This window comes from Bradyrhizobium sp. UFLA05-89 (genome assembly GCF_059803475.1).
On record NZ_JBANBA010000009.1, the window covers coordinates 58,365 to 76,979 of the forward strand.

General features: G+C 65.9%; 13 protein-coding genes. 6 read left to right on the top strand and 7 right to left on the bottom strand.

Annotation, left to right across the window (positions count from 1 at the left end):
* Positions 1–4 precede the first annotated feature (4 nt).
* The 5 genes from SO139_RS07350 to SO139_RS07370 all read left to right on the top strand — a co-directional run bounded on the left by SO139_RS07350 (position 5) and on the right by SO139_RS07370 (position 7,617).
* A complete protein-coding gene (locus SO139_RS07350; protein ID WP_449381483.1) occupies positions 5–484 on the top strand; it encodes a cytochrome c-type biogenesis protein in 480 nt (159 codons plus the stop codon).
* Positions 485–677: 193 nt separating this feature from the next.
* Positions 678–2,255 carry a Do family serine endopeptidase gene (locus SO139_RS07355; RefSeq protein WP_498539849.1) on the top strand — a complete coding sequence of 526 codons (1,578 nt, stop codon included), beginning with the start codon at positions 678–680 and terminating at the stop codon, positions 2,253–2,255.
* Positions 2,256–2,529: 274 nt separating this feature from the next.
* On the top strand, positions 2,530–3,210 hold the full coding sequence (locus SO139_RS07360) for a response regulator transcription factor (RefSeq protein WP_449381507.1): 681 nt from the start codon (positions 2,530–2,532) through the stop codon (positions 3,208–3,210).
* The gene (locus tag SO139_RS07365) at positions 3,194–4,654 is read left to right on the top strand and encodes a sensor histidine kinase (RefSeq protein WP_449381485.1); all 1,461 of its coding nucleotides are present in this window, start codon (positions 3,194–3,196) and stop codon (positions 4,652–4,654) included. Before SO139_RS07360 ends, SO139_RS07365 begins: the two co-directional genes overlap by 17 nt.
* The gene (locus tag SO139_RS07370; RefSeq protein ID WP_449381486.1) at positions 4,651–7,617 is read left to right on the top strand and encodes a bifunctional [glutamine synthetase] adenylyltransferase/[glutamine synthetase]-adenylyl-L-tyrosine phosphorylase; all 2,967 of its coding nucleotides are present in this window, start codon (positions 4,651–4,653) and stop codon (positions 7,615–7,617) included. The genes SO139_RS07365 and SO139_RS07370 overlap by 4 nt, the downstream gene beginning before the upstream one ends.
* Here the strand turns inward: SO139_RS07370 and SO139_RS07375 are convergent.
* Genes SO139_RS07375 through SO139_RS07395 form a run of 5 tightly spaced genes read right to left on the bottom strand, consistent with a single transcriptional unit; the run spans position 7,592 to position 13,557 of the window.
* Positions 7,592–7,825, bottom strand: a complete 234-nt coding sequence (locus tag SO139_RS07375) for a formate dehydrogenase subunit delta (protein WP_449381487.1) — start codon at positions 7,823–7,825, stop codon at positions 7,592–7,594. The genes SO139_RS07370 and SO139_RS07375 overlap by 26 nt on opposite strands.
* Positions 7,815–8,639, bottom strand: a complete 825-nt coding sequence (fdhD, locus tag SO139_RS07380) for a formate dehydrogenase accessory sulfurtransferase FdhD (RefSeq protein WP_498539850.1) — start codon at positions 8,637–8,639, stop codon at positions 7,815–7,817. The genes SO139_RS07375 and fdhD overlap by 11 nt, the downstream gene beginning before the upstream one ends.
* 4 nt (positions 8,640–8,643) lie before the next feature.
* Positions 8,644–11,517, bottom strand: a complete 2,874-nt coding sequence (gene fdhF, locus SO139_RS07385; RefSeq protein WP_449381489.1) for a formate dehydrogenase subunit alpha — start codon at positions 11,515–11,517, stop codon at positions 8,644–8,646.
* 10 nt (positions 11,518–11,527) lie between these two features.
* Positions 11,528–13,084 carry a formate dehydrogenase beta subunit gene (locus SO139_RS07390; RefSeq protein WP_449381490.1) on the bottom strand — a complete coding sequence of 519 codons (1,557 nt, stop codon included), beginning with the start codon at positions 13,082–13,084 and terminating at the stop codon, positions 11,528–11,530.
* Positions 13,081–13,557, bottom strand: a complete 477-nt coding sequence (locus tag SO139_RS07395; RefSeq protein ID WP_474797081.1) for a formate dehydrogenase subunit gamma — start codon at positions 13,555–13,557, stop codon at positions 13,081–13,083. The genes SO139_RS07390 and SO139_RS07395 overlap by 4 nt, the downstream gene beginning before the upstream one ends.
* Positions 13,558–13,784: 227 nt before the next feature.
* On the opposite strand from SO139_RS07395, the gene SO139_RS07400 reads away from it, so the two are divergent.
* Positions 13,785–14,678, top strand: coding sequence for a LysR family transcriptional regulator (locus tag SO139_RS07400; RefSeq protein WP_284261668.1), 894 nt, complete (start codon positions 13,785–13,787; stop codon positions 14,676–14,678).
* Positions 14,679–14,684: 6 nt separating this feature from the next.
* On the opposite strand, the gene SO139_RS07405 is transcribed toward SO139_RS07400, so the two are convergent.
* A complete protein-coding gene (locus SO139_RS07405) occupies positions 14,685–17,015 on the bottom strand; it encodes a PAS domain-containing sensor histidine kinase (RefSeq protein ID WP_449381492.1) in 2,331 nt (776 codons plus the stop codon).
* Positions 17,016–17,238: 223 nt separating this feature from the next.
* Complete coding sequence (locus SO139_RS07410) at positions 17,239–18,612, bottom strand: cation-efflux pump (protein ID WP_449381493.1); 1,374 nt, start codon at positions 18,610–18,612, stop codon at positions 17,239–17,241.
* Positions 18,613–18,615: the final 3 nt, after the last annotated feature.

Genomic DNA, 18,615 nt, shown 5'->3' on the forward strand with positions numbered 1-18,615 from the left:
TCCGATGCGCCGGACGATCGCAGCGATCCTTGCGCTTGCATTTTTGGGGCTGCCCGTAGCCTACGCCGTGCAGCCCGACGAGATCATGGCCGACCCCGCGAAGGAGGCGCGTGCGCGCGAATTGTCGCGCGAGTTGCGCTGCATGGTCTGCCAGAATCAGTCGATCGACGACTCCGAGGCGCCGCTCGCGCGCGACCTGCGCCTGTTGGTGCGCGAACGGATCGCGGCCGGCGACAGCAATTCCCAGGTGATCGATTTCCTGGTGGCACGCTATGGCGAGTTCGTCCTGCTGAAGCCGCGCTTCGAACGGCAGACCTTGCTGCTATGGCTGCTCACGCCGCTCGCGCTGGGCGCGGGCGGTATCGCGCTCTGGCTTCAGATTCGGCGCCGGCCGCAAGGCGCTGCAAATGTGGCGCCGCCGCTCACCCCTGACGAGGAAGCGAAGCTGGCGGCACTGATGTCCGACGAGGCGAAATCGAGCTGAAGGAACCTCCGTTAAGTTCCTGCAAAATCATCATTTTCGGCCTGCGCCATTCTGCCGCACCGGTATTTGCCCATCATTACAAAAGTTTAACCCCGCCGCCAGCGCGCTGTAAGGCGCCAATCACCATCTTCAGGGCCGTAAGGCGCTGTCCAAGCAGCGCCAAAAGGAATTCAAGGCCCTGGAGATCCCCTGCATGACCGAACGTCCCGATCTTTCGTCCCTCCCGTCGTACCGGCAGCCGCGCCGGTCGCTGCTCGTTGCCCGCAAGCTCGCGCTGATGGCCTCGGTGGTCGCCGGCCTGGGCGTCGCCGTCTACGGCTTCAGCCCCTCGACGTCGCCGTCCGACCTGTTCTCAAGCCCGGCGCATGCGCAGGTCAACAACGAGGTCAAGAAGGTCGAACGTCCGATCGGATTTGCCGACATCGTCGAGCGGGTGAAACCCTCGGTGATCTCGGTGAAGGTCAACATCAAGGAGAAGACCGCGAGCAACGATGACGGTGATGATTCGCCGTTCCAGCCGGGCTCGCCGATGGAGCGCTTCTTCCGCCGCTTCGGCGGGCAGGACGGGATCCCCGGCTTGCGCGGACCGCGCGGCGGCGGGCGTGCCGTCACCGGCCAGGGCTCGGGCTTCTTCACCTCGGCCGACGGCTTTGCCGTGACCAACAACCACGTGGTCGACGGCGCCGACAAGGTCGAGGTCACGACCGACGACGGCAAGACCTACAGTGCCAAGGTGATCGGCACCGACCAGCGCACCGACCTCGCCTTGATCAAGGTCGAGGGCGGCTCGAACTTCTCCTTCGCAAAGCTGTCCGACGGCAAGCCGCGGATCGGCGACTGGGTGCTCGCGGTCGGCAATCCCTTCGGCCTCGGCGGCACCGTGACCGCCGGCATCGTCTCGGCCAGCGGCCGCGACATCGGCAACGGTCCGTATGACGATTTCATCCAGATCGACGCGCCCGTGAACAAGGGCAACTCCGGCGGTCCGGCCTTCAACACCGACGGCGAGGTGATGGGCGTCAACACCGCGATCTATTCGCCGTCCGGCGGCAGCGTCGGCATCGCGTTCTCGATTCCGGCCGCGACCGTGAAGAGCGTGGTCGCCCAGCTCAAGGACAAGGGCTCGGTCAGCCGCGGCTGGATTGGCGTGCAGATCCAACCCGTGACCTCCGACATCGCCGACAGCCTCGGCATGAAGAAGGCCGAAGGCGCCCTGGTGGCGGAGCCGCAGGCCAATGGCCCGGCGGCGAAGGCCGGCATCGAGTCCGGCGACGTCATCACCTCGGTCAACGGCGAGTCCGTCAAGGACGCCCGTGAGCTCGCCCGCACCATCGGCGGCATGGCGCCCGGTGCGACTGTGAAGCTCAACGTGCTGCACAAGGGCCAGGACAAGGTCCTGAACCTCACGCTCGGCCAGTTGCCGAACACGGTCGAGGCCAAGGCCGACACCGACAACGACAACAGCAAGGCGCCGACCCGCGGCACCGACGTGCCGAAGCTCGGCATGACGGTTGCCCCCGCCAACAGCGTGGCCGGCGGCGGCAAGGACGGCGTCGTGGTCACCGAGGTCGATCCGAAGAGCGCCGCGGCCGAGCGCGGCTTCAAGGAAGGCGACGTGATTCTCGAGGTCGCCGGCAAGAGCGTGAGCACCGCCGGCGACGTGCGCGAAGCGATCAACGCGGCGCGCACCGACAACAAGAACAGCGTCCTGATGCGCGTGAAGAGCGGCGGCCAGTCGCGCTTCGTCGCAGTCCCCCTTGCCAAGGGCTGAGGGTCGGGAGGCCTCAAGAGATGAAGGGAGCCGTCGGCATTAGTCGCCCCCGCCGCGGGCTTCCTTCCGGGGAGCGGAGCAACTCCGCTTCCCCATCCTACCTTCCGGTGGAATACGCCCCCCTCCGTCGGAAGGGCCTAAGGGCGGTGAGGTCCCCCAGCTTCACCGCCCGCTCTTTTCCCGGTTCGAGAATCTTCCGCTCCGCTTGCATGCGATTGCCGACCGCGCCATGTTGACAGAAGGGCTGACCTCCTTGACCGCTGCCGACCGCACGATGCGCCTCCTCATCATCGAAGACGACCGCGAATCCGCCGATTATCTCGTCAAGGCGTTTCGCGAAGTCGGTCACATCGCCGACCACGCCTCTGACGGCGAGGAAGGCCTCGCCATGGCCGAGAGCGGCGATTACGACGTGCTGGTGGTCGACCGCATGCTGCCCAAGCGCGACGGCCTGTCGCTAATCGGCGCCCTGCGCGACAAGGGCGATTCATCGCCGGTGCTGATTCTCTCCGCGCTCGGGCAGGTCGACGACCGCATCAAGGGCCTGCGTGCCGGCGGCGACGACTATCTGCCGAAGCCGTACTCGTTCGCCGAGCTGCTCGCGCGGGTCGAGGTGCTGTCGCGCCGCCGCGGCGGTCCAGCCGAGGACACGGTCTATCGCGTCGGCGATCTCGAGCTCGACCGGCTCTCCCACCGCGTCGCCCGCGGCAAGGACGAGCTGACGCTCCAGCCGCGCGAGTTCCGGCTGCTCGAATATCTCATGAAGCATGCAGGGCAGGTGGTGACGCGCACCATGCTGCTGGAGAACGTCTGGGACTATCATTTCGATCCGCAAACCAACGTGATCGACGTGCACATCTCGCGGCTGCGCTCCAAGATCGACAAGGGGTTCGATCGGCCGCTGCTGCACACGATCCGCGGCGCGGGGTACATGATTCGTGACGGCATTCGGTAAGCTGATACGAACGACCGCGTTCCGGCTGACGCTGGTCTACCTGTTTCTGTTTGCGGTGTTTGCCGCATCGCTGCTCGGCTATTTCGCCTGGAACACGCGGCGGCTGATCACCGAAGAGATCACGCAGACGGTGAATGCCGAGACCTCGGAGATCAACGCGATCTACGGCCGCCGCGGAATGTTCGGCCTCGTGCGCACGATCGAGTATCGGGCGCTGCGTCCGGGCGCCAACCTCTATCTCGTGACCACGCCGACTGGGCAGGCGATTGCCGGCAATGTCGGCTCGCTGGCACCGGGCGTGATGGCGACGCGCGGCTGGTCGGAGACCGCCTACCGGCGCATTGAGGATGCTGATGACCGCGACCATCGCGCACTCGTGCGCGTCACTGAACTGGAAAACGGCTTCCGCCTTCTGATCGGCCGCGACCTCGCCGAGCGGCGGCGCCTGTTCGGCATCGTCGCCAAGGCCGCGCAATGGTCGATCCTGATCGTCGTGGTGCTCGGCCTCGGCGGCGGCATCTTCGTCGCACGCCGCGTGCTCACGCGTATCGACGCGATGAGCGGCACGGCGCATCGCATCATGACCGGCGATCTCAGCGAGCGCCTGCCGGTGGGGCGCAGTGGCGACGAGCTCGACCGGCTCGCGGAAAATCTCAACGCCATGCTGGAGCGCATCGAGGCGCTGATGGTGGGCTTGAAGGAGGTCTCCGACAATATCGCCCATGATCTCAAGACGCCGCTGACGCGCCTGCGCAACCGCGCCGAGGAGGCGCTGGCCAAGTCCGGCTGCGAGGCCGACTATCGTGCGGCGTTGGAGCGGACCATCGAGGAATCCGACGGGCTGATCCGCACCTTCAACGCGCTGTTGATGATCGCCCGCGCCGAGTCCGGCCAGGCCCGCGGCAACATGGACGATTTCGACGCCTCCGACGTCGCCAGCGGCATCCATGAGCTCTACGAGCCGCTCGCCGAGGACGACGGCATGACGTTGAAGGTGAAGGCCGAGCCGACGCCGGTTCATGGCAACCGCGAGCTGATCAGCCAGGCGCTCGCCAATCTCGTCGAGAACGCGATCAAGTATGGCAAGCCGGCCGCGCAGTCCGCGGGAACCGTGGTCAGCATGGATAGTCGCCAGATCCTCATCGAGGCCAGGCGCGAAGGCGATCACGTGCTGCTCAGCGTCACCGATCGCGGCCCTGGTATCCCGGAAGGTGATCGCAAGCATGCCGTGGAACGTTTCGTGCGGCTCGAGGCGAGCCGGACGCTGCCGGGCTCGGGCCTGGGTCTCAGCCTTGCCGCCGCGGTTGCAACACTGCATGGCGGTGAGTTGAAGTTGGGCGATGCCCATCCGGGCCTCGTCGCCACGCTGGTCCTGCCCGCCCGCGCCGGGGCCGGCGACAGGGTTGCTCCTGCAATACCGGATGTGCCACAGAAGGTGGCATGAATCTCTCCGCGCCGGGAAACGCGGACAAGCATGGTGGAAGTCTGGCCGCACGCTTCGCGGAAGGCCCCCATGTTGCCGCTTCCAATACCGCCGAACAACGCCTTCGTGACTGGCTCGCCGAACTCGAGCCGCAGCATGCGGCTGCGATCGCGGCGCTGCTTGATCGTCCCTTCGTTCGTCCAATCCTGGCCGGCATCGCAGAATTCTCGCCCTATCTGTTCGACCTGATCCGCAGCGATCCGGCGCGACTGATCCGGCTGCTTGCGTGCGATCCCGATGCGCATCTGGCGTCGCTGATCGACGACGCCAGGCGCGCCGTGCTCGCCGCCACCGAGGAAGCCGAGGTGACGCGGCTGCTCCGCCGCATGAAATCGGAGGCGGCGCTCTTGATCGCGCTCTGCGACATCGGCGGGGTCTGGCCGGTGATGCGGGTGACGGCGGCATTGACCGAGGTCGCTGTGTCGTCGGTCCAGATGGCGCTCCGGTTCCTGCTGCGGCAGGACGTCGCACGCGGCAAGCTGTTGCCGGCCAATCCGGAAGCTCCGGAAGAGGGCTGCGGCCTGATCGTGCTGGCGATGGGCAAGATGGGCGCGGGTGAGCTGAACTATTCCAGCGACATCGACCTGATCGTGTTCTTCGATCCCGACGCAACGACGCTTGCGCCCGACATCGAGCCGCAGCCTTTCTTCGTGCGGGTGACGCAGGGGCTCGCGCGCCTGCTGCAACAGCGCACCTATGACGGCTATGTGTTCCGCGTCGATCTGCGGCTGCGTCCCGATCCGTCCTCGACGCAAGTTGCGATCTCACGCGACGCCGCGCTGCACTACTACGAGCGGGAAGGGCGCACCTGGGAGCGCGCGGCCATGATCAAGGCCCGGCCCTGCGCCGGCGACCTGAAGGCCGGCGAGGCGCTGCTCGCCGACATCGCGCCGTTCGTCTGGCGCAAGCATCTCGACTTCGCCGCGCTCGCCGACGTTCACGACATGAAGCGGCAGATGCAGACCTATCGCGGCCAGAGTGAGGTCGCGGTCGAGGGCCACAACGTGAAGGTCGGGCGCGGCGGTATCCGCGAGATCGAATTCTTCGCCCAGACCCAGCAGTTGATCGCGGGTGGCCGTCATCCGAAATTGCGGGTGCGACCGACACTGACCGCCCTCGACGTGCTCGCCAGCAGCAACTGGATCACCTTTGAGGCGCGCGACGAGCTGACTGCCGCCTACCAGTTTCTGCGCCGGGTCGAGCATCGCCTTCAGATGATCGCCGATGAGCAGACCCACGCCTTGCCCGACGACAAGGAGGCCGTGGAGCGCCTGGCGTGGTTCTTCGGCTATGAAAGTCGCGAGGCCTTTGCGCGCGACCTCCTGCGCCAGCTCGAGATCGTCCAGGGGCACTACGAAAAACTGTTCGAGGGCGATCCGACCGGTACGGCCAAGCTGCCTGCGATCGACTATGGTGCAGGTCCCGACGATCCGCGCCTGTTGCAGCACCTGGCGACGCTCGGATTCAACAAGCCGGCCGCCGTCGGACAGACGGTACGCGGCTGGATCACCGGCGATTACCGTGTCTTCCGTAACGAAGCGACCCGCGGCGCCTTCGTCGAATTCGTGCCGGCCCTGATCGACGGCCTTGCCCATGCCGAGGACCCGGACCGCGCTGTCGCGGCGTTCGATCATTTCCTCCAGGCCCTACAGCGCGGCGGGCGGCTGATCACGCTGCTCAGCCAGAACCGCGATCTCGTTGCCCTCGTGGCGCTGGTTCTGGGCGCTGCTCCCCGGCTCGGCGAGATGCTGGCGCGGCAGCCGCAATTGATGGACGGCCTGATTGATCCGCGCTTCTTCGGCGCCATGCCGGACCAGCGGGAGTTATCGGCACGGCTTGCGGCCACAGTGCGCGATGCGGATTCCTACGAGGAGTTCCTCGACCGCCTGCGCCTGTTCGGCCAGGAGAGCCTGTTCCTGATCGGAACGCGCATTCTCTCGGGCACGGTCTCCGCCCAGCACGCGAGCACGGCATTCGCGGACGTTGCGGAGGGCATCGTGCACACCGTGCACGGACTCGTCGCCGATCGCTTCGCCGCCCAGCATGGTCGGATCAAGGGGCAGGAGACCGCGATCATCGCCATGGGCCGGCTCGGCAGTCGCGAGATGACGGCGGCGTCCGATCTCGACCTGATCCTGCTCTATGATTTCGACAGCGAAAATCCAGATTCAGACGGACCAAAGTCGCTCCAGGGGGCGCACTACTTCGCGCGCTTCACCCAGCGCCTGATCAGCGCCTTCACGACGCGGACCAACTACGGCGTGCTCTACGAGATCGACATGCGACTGCGACCGTCGGGCCGCGCAGGCCCGGTGGCCTCCAGCATCGCTTCCTTCGCCGACTATCAGGCCCACGAAGCCTGGACCTGGGAGCACATGGCGCTGACGCGCGCCCGCGTCGTGTCGGCTTCGCCGGCGTTCCGCGCGCGGATCGAGACCGTCATCCGCGAGGTGCTGACGCGGCGCCGTGATCCCGTCACTATCGCCAACGACGTCGCCGACATGCGCCGTGCGATCGCGCAGGAGAAGGGCGAGACCGACTATTGGGACCTCAAATATGCCGCCGGCGGCATGGTCGATATCGACTTCATCGCGCAATATCTCCAGCTCGTCCACGCGTATGACAAGCCGGGGATTCTCGATGTCTCGACCATGCAGGTGCTGGAGAACGCCGCAAGACTCGGCGTGCTGGCGCACTCGGAGACCGAGATCCTGCGCGCGGCAGCGCGACTTTACCACGATCTGACCCAGATCCTGCGCCTCTGCGTCAGCGACCGCTTCAAGCCGGAAACTGCCGGTGTCGATTTGCAGCGTGTGATGGCACGTGCCGGTGATACGCCGGACTTCTCATCGCTGGAAGCTCGCGTGAAGGAGACGCAGAGCGAGGTGCGACGCGTGTTCAAGGCGCTGTTGGAAGGGCAGTAGCCTCTTTCAGCGATACGATGGCCTCGCGGACGTGAGGCTCCAGCCCGGCGCCGCCACCGTCGAGATGCGCGAAGATCGCGCGCTTCATCCGGGGGTCCCAGAACTTCTTGATGTGCTCGGCGATCCCCGGCACGGCCTTGTCATGGCCCTGGCTTTGGAAAAATTTGCCGATCTGGTTGGCCATGTAGATCAGGCGGTCAGGCGACATCGGCAACCTCCGTGGCACGGCAGGCCACGCGGCCCCCATGCGTGAACACTTCAAATCCGTCCTGCCGGGCTATGGCAATCAGCGTGATGCCGGCGGCCTCCGCGGTGCGCACGGCAAGCGCAGTGGGCGCCGAGACTGCGACCATCACCGGCGCGCCGATCGCCGCCGTCTTTTGCACCATCTCCACCGAGACACGGCTCGTCAGCAGCACCATGCCGCCGCTTGCATCCGTGCGGCTGCGCGCCAGCGCGCCGGCAAGCTTGTCGAGCGCGTTGTGGCGGCAGACATCCTCGCGCAGCGCGACGATGCCGCGGGCAGGGGACCAGAACGCAGCGGCATGCACGGCGCGGGTCTGCATGTTGATCGCTTGTAGGGAAGCAATGCCCTGCATCGCCGTCATGATCTGCTCCGGCGTGAAGGTTTGCCCCTGCGGCACGACCGCGGCGGGCCGCACGGCCTCCGCAATCGACTCGATGCCGCAGATGCCGCAGCCGGTCGGCCCAGCGATGTGGCGCCGCCGTTCGCTCATGCGTCCGGCATCTTCCGAGGCCAGCCACATCCGGAGCTCGATGCCGTCATCGAGGCGAACCACCTCGAGCGTCTGGATGTCGTCGGCGGATTTCACGATGCCTTCGCTCACGCTGAAGCCGACGGCGAAGTCTTCGAGATTCTGCGGCGTTCCCATCATGACGGCATAGGTGCCGCCATTATAGGTCAGCGCGAGCGGTGTCTCCTCCGGGATCAGCCGCGTCCCGCCTGAGGTCGCACCGTCGCGCCAGATATCCCGATCGATGGCCTGGACCGCCACATGCATGCGCTTACTCCGCGGCTTCAGCGGGCGTTATGCGGCGCGAGTGCCGCGCCTGCGCGTCATAGGCCTTCTGCCAGTCGGACGGTCCGTTGGACGGCGACACCTGCACGGCGGTGACCTTGTACTCCGGACAGTTGGTCGCCCAGTCCGAATAGTCCGTTGTGATGACGTTGGCCTGCGTGTCCGGGTGGTGGAAGGTGGTGTAGACTACGCCCGGTGCGACGCGGTCGGTGATCTCCGCGCGCAGCGTGGTCTCGCCGGCGCGGCTCATCAGCCGCACCCAGTCGCCGTCGCGCACCCCGCGCTGCTCGGCGTCGTGCGGATGGATTTCGAGCCGGTCTTCTGCGTGCCAGACCACGTTGTCGGTTCGGCGGGTCTGCGCGCCGACATTGTACTGGCTGAGGATGCGTCCGGTGGTCAGCAGCAGCGGATAGCGCGGTCCGGTACGCTCGTCGGTCGCCACATATTCGGTGACGACGAACTTGCCCTTGCCGCGGACGAAGCCGTCGATATGCATCACCGGAGTGCCCTCGGGCGCCTTCGCGTTGCAGGGCCACTGCACCGAGCCAAGCTCGTCGAGCTTGGCGTAGGAGACACCGGCAAAGGTCGGCGTCAGCGCCGCGATCTCGTCCATGATCTCGGATGGATGGCTATAGTTCATCTCGAAGCCCATCGCCTTCGCAAGCCCGATGGTGACCTCCCAATCAGCCAGACCGTTCTTCGGCGTCATCACCTTGCGGACGCGCTGGATGCGGCGCTCGGCGTTGGTGAAGGTGCCGTCCTTCTCGAGGAAGCTCGATCCGGGCAGGAAGACATGGGCATAGTTGGCGGTCTCGTTGAGGAAGAGGTCGTGGACGATGACGCATTCCATCGCCGAGAGCGCCGCCACAACGTGCGAGGTGTTGGGATCGGACTGCAGGATGTCCTCGCCCTGCACGTAGATCCCCATGAACGTGCCTTCGACCGCAGCATCGAACATGTTGGGAATGCGCAGGCCCGGCTCGGGATTGAGCTTGACGTTCCACATCGCCTCGAACTGGTCGCGCACGGCATCGCCGGAGATGTGGCGATAGCCGGGCAGCTCATGCGGGAACGAGCCCATGTCGCAGGAGCCCTGCACGTTGTTCTGGCCGCGCAGCGGGTTCACGCCGACGCCGGGGCGGCCGATATTGCCGGTCGCCATCGCGAGGTTGGCGATCGCGATCACCGTGGTCGAGCCCTGGCTGTGCTCGGTGACGCCGAGCCCGTAGTAGATCGCGCCATTGCCGCCGGTGGCGTAGGTGCGCGCCGCTTCGCGCAGCACCTTGGGATCGACGCCGGTGAGGATGGCGGTCGCCTCCGGGCTGTTCTTCGGCTGTGCGACGAACGCCGCCCATTCCTCGAACTCGCTCCAGTCGCAGCGCTCTCGCACGAAGTCTTCGTTGACGAGGCCATCGGTGACGATGACATGCGCCAGCGCCGTCATGACAGCGACGTTGGTGCCGGGCATCAGCGGTAGGTGCAGCGCCTTCACGTGAGGCGATTCCACCATCTCGGTGCGGCGCGGATCGATCACGATCAGTTTTGCGCCCTGCCGGAGCCGCTTCTTCAGGCGTGAGGCGAACACGGGGTGGGCGGAGGCCGGGTTGGCGCCGATGACGACGACGACGTCGGTGTCCTCGACCGAGTCGAAATCCTGCGTGCCGGCGGAGGTGCCGAAGGTGGTGGCGAGGCCGTAGCCGGTTGGCGAGTGGCAGACGCGGGCGCAGGTGTCGACATTGTTGTTGCCGAAGCCGGCGCGAATCAGCTTCTGCACCAGATAGGTCTCTTCATTGGTGCAGCGGGACGAGGTGATGCCGCCGATCGCGTCGCGGCCGTATTTCTTCTGGATGCCGCGCATCCTGGCGGCGGCGAAGGAAAACGCTTCATCCCAGGACACTTCGCGCCAGGGATCCTCGATCCGCTCGCGGATCATCGGCTTGAGAATGCGTTCCTTGTGGTTGGTATAACCCCAGGCGAAGCGGCCCTTGACGCAGGAATGGCCGCGATTGGCCTTGCCGTCCTTGTAGGGCACCATGCGCACGACTTCCTCGCCGCGCATCTCGGCCTTGAAGGCGCAGCCGACGCCGCAATAGGCGCAGGTGGTGACGACGGAATGCTCGGGCTGGCCGATCTCGATCACCGACTTTTCCGTCAGGGTCGCGGTCGGGCAGGCCTGCACGCAGGCGCCGCAGGAGACGCATTCGGAGCCGAGGAAGCTTTCGCTCATGCCGGGCGAGACGCGGCTGTCGAAGCCACGGCCCGAGATCGTCAGCGCGAAGGTGCCTTGCACTTCCTCGCAGGCGCGGACGCAGCGCGAGCAGACGATGCACTTGGAGGGATCATAGGTGAAGTAGGGGTTGGACTCGTCCTTCGGCATCCAGGCGGGGTTCACATCGCCATTGGACTTGGCGAAGACGTGGTTCTCGCCCTCGTAGCCGTAGCGCACGTCGCGCAGGCCGACGGCGCCGGCCATGTCCTGCAACTCGCAATCGCCATTCGCGCCGCAGGTGAGGCAGTCGAGCGGATGGTCGGAGATATAGAGCTCCATCACGCCCTTGCGCAGCTTCTTCAGCCGCTCGGTCTGGGTGTGCACGACGAGGCCGTTCATCGCGGGCGTGGTGCAGGAGGCCGGCGTGCCCGCACGGCCTTCGATCTCGACCAGGCAGAGGCGGCAGGAGCCGAATGCATCCACCATGTCGGTCGCGCACAGCTTCGGGATCTGGTGGCCCGCTTCCATCGCCGCGCGCATGATCGAGGTGCCCTCGGGCACCGAGATTTGCTTGCCGTCGATGGTCAGCGTGACCATCGTTTCCGATTTCGAGCGCGGCGTGCCGAAGTCGATTTCCTCGATCAGAGACATCGTTGTTCTCCTATTCCGCGGCCTGAAGCGTGGCCGGTGCCGGGCCAAAATCTTCCCGGAAATGTTTCAGGGCACTCAGCACGGGGTAGGGCGTGAAGCCGCCGAGCGCGCAGAGCGAGCCGAATTTCATGGTGTTGCAGAGGTCCTCGACGAGGGCGAGGTTTTCGCTCACGCGCTCGCCGCGCATGATTTTCTCGATGGTCTCGACGCCGCGGGTCGAGCCGATCCGGCACGGCGTGCACTTGCCGCAGGATTCGATGGCGCAGAACTCCATCGCGAAGCGCGCCTGTTTGCGCATGTCGACGCTGTCGTCGAACACGACGATGCCGCCATGGCCTATCAGGCCGTCGCGGGCGGCGAAGGCTTCATAGTCGAACGGCGTGTCGAACAGCGCACGGGGGAAGTAGGCTCCGAGCGGCCCTCCGACCTGCACCGCGCGGACCGGTCGGCCCGTAAACGTGCCACCGCCGATGTCATCGACGAGCTCGCCGAGCGTCACGCCGAACGCGGTTTCGAACAGTCCGCCATGGCGGATGTTGCCGGCGAGCTGGATCGGCATCGTGCCGCGCGAACGGCCCATGCCGAAATCGGCATAGGCCTTGGCCCCCTCGGCGAGGATGAAGGGGATGGCGGCGAACGACAGCACGTTGTTGATGACGGTCGGCTTGCCAAACAAACCATGATGCGCCGGCAACGGCGGCTTTGCGCGCACGATGCCGCGGCGACCTTCGAGGCTCTCCAGCAGCGAGGTCTCCTCGCCGCAGACATAGGCGCCGGCGCCGACGCGCACTTCGAGATCGAAGCTGTGCCTGGACCCACCGATATTCGTGCCGAGATAGCCGCCGCGCTGTGCCGCCGTAATCGCCGCGTTCATCGCCTCGACGGCGTGCGGATATTCGCTGCGGATGTAGATGTAGCCTTTGGTGGCGCCGACCGTGATCGCCGCGATGGTCATGCCCTCGATGACCAGGAAGGGATCGCCCTCCATGATCATGCGGTCGGCGAACGTGCCGCTGTCGCCTTCGTCGGCATTGCAGACGATGAATTTGCGATCGGCTTTCGCCTGGGCGACTGTTTTCCACTTGATGCCGGTCGGAAAGCCTGCACCGCCGCGGCCGCGCAGGCCGGACGCGGTGACCTCAGCGAGGATCGAATCCGGGCCGAGCGACAGCGCGCGCTCGAGGCCCTTGTAGCCGTCATGGGCGCGATAGTCCTCGAGCGAGCGCGGATCGATCACGCCGCAGCGCGCGAAGGTGAGGCGGGTCTGGCGCTTCAGCCAGGGAAGCTCGTCGGCGACGCAGAGCCGCAGGGGATGCTGTCCGTTGTTCGCCATGGCGTCGAGCACGGAGGAGACATCTTCCGGGCTGACAGGGCCGTACGCGACACGACCCTGCGGGGTCGCCACCTCGACCATCGGCTCCAGCCAGCACAGTCCGCGTGAGCCGGTCCTGACGATCTCAACTGGAAGGCCGCGCTTCTCCGCAGCCTGCTCGAGCGCTGCGGCCACATCGTCGGCGCCGACAGCGACGGCAGCCGCATCGCGGGGAACGAATATGCGCATTTTCATCGTTGCGCCTCCGCAACCAGCGCATCGAGGCGCTTCTCGTCGAGGCGGCCAACGAGGCGGCCATCGAGCATCGCCGAAGGCGCGGTGGCACACAGGCCGAGGCAGTAGATCGGCTCCAGCGTCACCCGGTCATCGGCAGTGGTGTTGCCCAGGGAGACGCCAAGCTTCGCTTCGGCGCGCGCGGCCAGCGCATCGCCGCCGGCAGCCTGGCAGGCTTCCGCGCGACAGAGTTTGAGGACGTGGTGGCCGGCAGGCTTGTGGCGAAAATCGTGGTAGAAGGTAAACACACCATGAACCTCGGCGCGCGACAGGTTGAGCGCCTGCGCGACCATCGGGATGGCGGCTTCCGGGACATAGCCGAAGGCCTCTTGCAGGGCATGGAGGATGACCAGCGTCGCGCCCTCCTGTCCGGCATGTTCGGCGATGATCTCAGCGCCGCGCGTTTCGTCCCAAGGCTCGTGAATCCCCGTCATTCTTCATTCTCAATCAGAGGGTGACCGACCCCTCCATGAGTATTTGGAATCGTTCGAGAATCAATAAAGCTGTCTCATGCTGCGATCGGGAATTCGCATCGATCGGTCGTTGCAATTGGCTGATATGAAAATCGAATGATTGTTCCTGCCGCGGCCCGTTTTCGCGTGTTGGAGGGAGCCGGCCGTGATAGCTTGCATGCCACGACAGAATTCCAGGGGAATAGCGGTTGCTCGACAAGCTTGAACTTCTGCTGGCGCTCGCCAAGGAGCGGCATTTCGGACGCGCGGCAGAGGCCTGCGGCGTCACCCAGCCGACCATGTCGACCGGGCTCAAGCAGCTCGAGGAGATCCTCGGCGTCATGCTGGTCCAGCGCGGCTCGCGCTTCCAGGGCTTTACGCCGGAAGGCGAGCGGGCGCTCGACTGGGCGCGGCGCATCGTCGGCGACGCCCGCGCCATGCGCGACGAGATCAACGGCCTGAAGCACAAGCTCTCCGGCGAGATCCGCATCGCGGCGATCCCGACCGCGCTCGGCATGGTGGCCTCGCTGACGACGCCGTTCCGCGCCAAACATCCGGAGGTGCGTTTCCGCATCCAGTCGACTACCTCGTCCGAGGTGCTGGGACTTCTCGAAAATCTCGAGGTCGATGCGGGGCTGACCTATATCGAGAACGAGCCGATCGGCAAGGTGCGCACCATCCCGCTCTACAACGAGAGCTATCGCCTCCTGACCGCGCCGGATGCGATGTTCGGCGACCGCGAGACGGTGACCTGGGCCGAGGTCGGCAAGGTGCCGCTGTGCCTTCTGACGCCGGACATGCAGAACCGCCGCATCATCGACCGCGCGCTGCGCTCGGTGAACGCCGAGGCGACGCCGACGCTGACGTCGAACTCGCTGCTGGTGCTGTTCACCCATGTGAAGACGGGGCGCTGGGCGAGCGTGATGCCGGCGAAGCTTGCCGAGACGCTCGGTCTTGCGGACACCGTCCGCTCGATTCCGATCATCGATCCCGAGGTCAACTACAGCATTGGCCTCGTGATCCCGCAGCGCGACCCGATGACGCCGCTGATCGCCGCGCTCGTCAACGTCGCACGCGAGGTGGCGCCGACCCTGCAATCCTGATCGGGGTCAGGCGGCCGCGGAGATCCCGGCTGAGACCTTGTTGGCATCGCGCGGCAGCGTGACGCGCACGACGGTGCCGACGTCGATCTTCGAGCGCAGCCGCATCGTGCCGCCATGCAGTTGCGCGAGCGAGCGGGCGATCGCAAGCCCCAGGCCCGAGCCATGATAGGTCTTGGTGAGCTGGCTCTCGACCTGCTCGAAGGGCCGGCCGAGCCGCGTCAGCGAATGCGGGGCGATGCCGATGCCGGTGTCGGCGATCATCAGCACGACCTTGTCCTCGAGCTGCCGGCTGCGCACCACGATGCGGCCGCCGTCGGGCGTGAACTTCACGGCGTTGGACAGGAGGTTGACGATGATCTGCTTGGTGGCGCGGCGGTCGGCGACGACAGAGATGATGTTTTCGATGTCGGCATCGAGCGTCAGGTTCTTGTCCTCGGCACGGCCTGAGACCACCCGCAGCGATTCGGCGAGCGTGCGCGACAGGTCCAGCTCCTCCATGTCGAGCTTCATGCGGCCGGCCTCGATCTTGGACATGTCGAGGATGTCGTTGATGACCTCCAGCAGATAGTGGCCGCTGGTGAGGATGTCCTGGCAGTATTCCTGGTACTTCTCGTTTCCGAGCTCGCCGAACATGCCGCTTCCCATGACCTCCGAGAAGCCGATGATCGCGTTCAAGGGCGTGCGCAGCTCGTGGCTCATATTGGCGAGGAATTTTGACTTGGTCTGGTTGGCTTCCTCGGCGCGGGTCTTTTCACGCTGGTATTTTTCGGCGAGATCGGCGAGCTCGTTGGTCTGGCGCTCCAGCGCCGCCTGCGAGCGCTTCAGGTCGATGACGGTGGCGCGCAGGCGCAGATCGTTGTCGACCAGCTTCTGCTCGTGCTCCTTGATGCGCGTGATGTCGGTGCCGACCGAGACGTAGCCGCCGTCCTTGGTGCGGCGCTCGCTGATGTGCAGCCAGCTGCCGTCGTCGAGCTGCGCCTCGAAGGTGCGGGCGCCCGGTCCCTGGTTGGCGGTCTCGTTGTGGCGGGTGCGCACCTCCGGCATGCGGCCGACCTCGAGCACGGTTTCGTAGGAGGTCCCGGGGATGACGGCCGAGTCTGGCAGTCTGTGCAGGCGCTGGAAGTGCGAGTTGCAGAGCACCAGACGGTCGCTGTTGTCCCACAGCACGAAGGCTTCCGGGATCGTCTCGATGGCGTCACGCAGCCGCAGGTCGGCTTCCACCGTCTTTTCGGCAAGGCTCTTCTGCTCGGTGATGTCGACAGCGATGCCAATCAGGTGCATGGCGGAATCGCCCGTGGCGCGGGTGCGCTCGCAGCGCACCCGGAGCCAGATCCAGTGGCCGTCGACATGCTGCATGCGGAAACTCTGGTCGATGTGGTCGATCTGGCCCGAGATCAGCTGGTCGGCGATCGCGAACAGGTCGATGTCGTCCGACTTCACCAGCGCGTTGACCTCACCGAAGGTGAGGAGCTCGTTGCGGCCGTCGAGGCCCAGCATCGAAAACATCGACTGCGACCAGAAGATCTTGCCGCGCGAAAGATCCCAGTCCCAAAGGCCGCAGCGCCCGCGGTTGAGCGCGGTGTCGATTCGGCCGCGCACGGCGTCGTTGATCAGGTCGCCCTCGCGGGCGCGGGTCGACTGCCAGTGGAAGGCGAATCCGAGAATCAGGACGACGAAGCCGGTGGTCGCCGACAGCGTCACCGAGAGCGCCGCATCCGAGCCCCAGATCGGCTCGTTGCGCTCCTGGATCACGGTGACCTGACCGGGCAGTGACTTGATCGGACGCGAGATTGCCATCGCGCTGTTGCCGCTCGGTAGTGTGAGATCGGAGACGTCGTTCTGTTGCGGCGGCGTCGCAACCAGCTGCGCGGTGGTGATCGCATCGAGCAGGCGGTCGTTGCCGGCCGGATCGGTGTCCACGGGAATGCGTGCGAGGATGCGGCGGTCGGTGCCAACGGAGGTGACGATGACGTGGCGGCCCGTAGCCGTGCCCCAGGAGGGAATGAGCTCGGGCAACAGCGTCGGCAGACGCTCGATGTTCTTCTGCCGATCCACGCGCACCGCAGCGACGCGGTCGATGCGCTCGGCGAGGAGGTCGGCGAGCGCCTGAATGTCGTGCTTGATCACCAGACGCTTCTGCCGGGTCTGGTCAACGACCTGGACGAAGGCGCCGAGACAGATGGTGATGAGGAAGGCGATGATGAGGGTAGGCACAGCGCGCCGGAGCGCCGGCTCGGCGATCAGGAGCCGGTGGTAGGCCGGTTTCGCGATCGATTGCGCCAATCCCTTGATCGAATCGGATTGGACGCACGCGCTCGCGGCGTCTGCGCGCGGCATGCCTTCGGCCCCCAGAGATATTGCTGCACCACAATTCGGAATGAAGCCCCCGCTCGCTTCCGAATCACAGCGATTTGAATCCAGTTTTCGCGGGCTGTCGAGAGTCAACGAATCGTTAACGCGAAATAATTCTTATCCAATGGAGAGTGTGCACCGCGAGCGTCCTCAATATGACGTGCGCGGTGAGTCCGAAACGGGAACGTGTGACTCTTCGCGTGATCGGTCAGGCGCGCGGCGGCTCGGCGTGACTGATCACGCGCTTCACGCTCGGGAAGGCGCGCCGCAGTGCGCGCTCGATCTCGTCGACCTGCTCGTGCACCTTGATCACGCTCATCGACGGCGTGGCGCGACAGTGAAAGTTGACGATCTCGCCGGCATCGGTGTTGCGCACGCGCACATTATGGATGTCGTGGATCTCGCTATCAGCGGCGAAGCCGGTGAGCGCGGCTGCAATGGCCTGCACCCGTTCCGCCGGCGCGTCGACGCCGAACGGCAGCTCCGGCTGGAGCGGCTCGATATGGACGTCGACCTCCACATCCTCGCCGAACTCCTCCTGGATGTTGCGCTCCAGCGTGTTGGCGACGTCGTGGGCCGCGACCAGCGGCATCTCGGCGTCGACCTCGAGATCGATACCGACGATCAGCTTGGCGCCGAGGTCGTGCACGGTGACGTGATGGATGGCAAGGCCCGAATTGCGTGCGATCACCATGATGCGGTCGCGCACGGTCTCGTTGTCGCGCGCCACGGGGACCGCGGTGAAGGTGAGGTCGGCATCGCCGAACGCCTTGCCGACGGCGGCTTGCGCGTTGCGCTTGATGTCCTCGACGCGGTCGATCGGATAGGTCCGCGGCACCTTTGCGATGGTGTCGATGAAATAGGTCGCGCCGACCATGCGCACGCGCAGGCGCTCGACGTCGAGCACGCCGGGCACGCTCTTGATCACGGCCGTGGCTTGCTCCAACGCGCCCTCCGGCGCGCGGTCGACCAGCGTCTGCACCGTGGAGCCGGCCATGCGCAGGCCAAGAGCCGCGATCATCACGGCGACGGCGACGGCCGCCGCGGCGTCGCCCCACCAGAAGCCGAAGGCGGCGAGGATGAGGCCGGCGATGACGGCAAATGAGCCCATCACGTCGGAGGCGAAATGCAGCGCGTCGGCGGCGAGTGCCTGGCTCCGCGTCTCCCGCGCGGCGCGATGCAGCGCTCGCGCCCGCCAGAGATTGACGAGGATGTCGATCACCAGCACGACGAAGGGCACGGCCGAGATGGTCGGCGGCGGCGAGCCCTCGCGGATGCGGCTATAGGCCTCGACCAGGATGCCGCCGGCCAGCACGTAGAGCAGGGCGGTGACGCCGAGCGCGGAGATGCTCTCGAGCTTGCCGTGGCCGTAATGATGCTCGTCGTCGGCCGGCTTGTCGGACACCCGCACCACCGCCCAGGTGATGATGGTCGCGACCAGGTCGATCGAGGAATGCAGGGCTTCCGAGATCAGCGCTAGCGAGCCGATCGTGATTCCGACCACGAACTTGGCGGCGGCCATGCCGCCGCTGGCGAAGATCGAGATCGCGGCGACCGAGGTTTTGCTGTGCTGTGCTGTCATGGC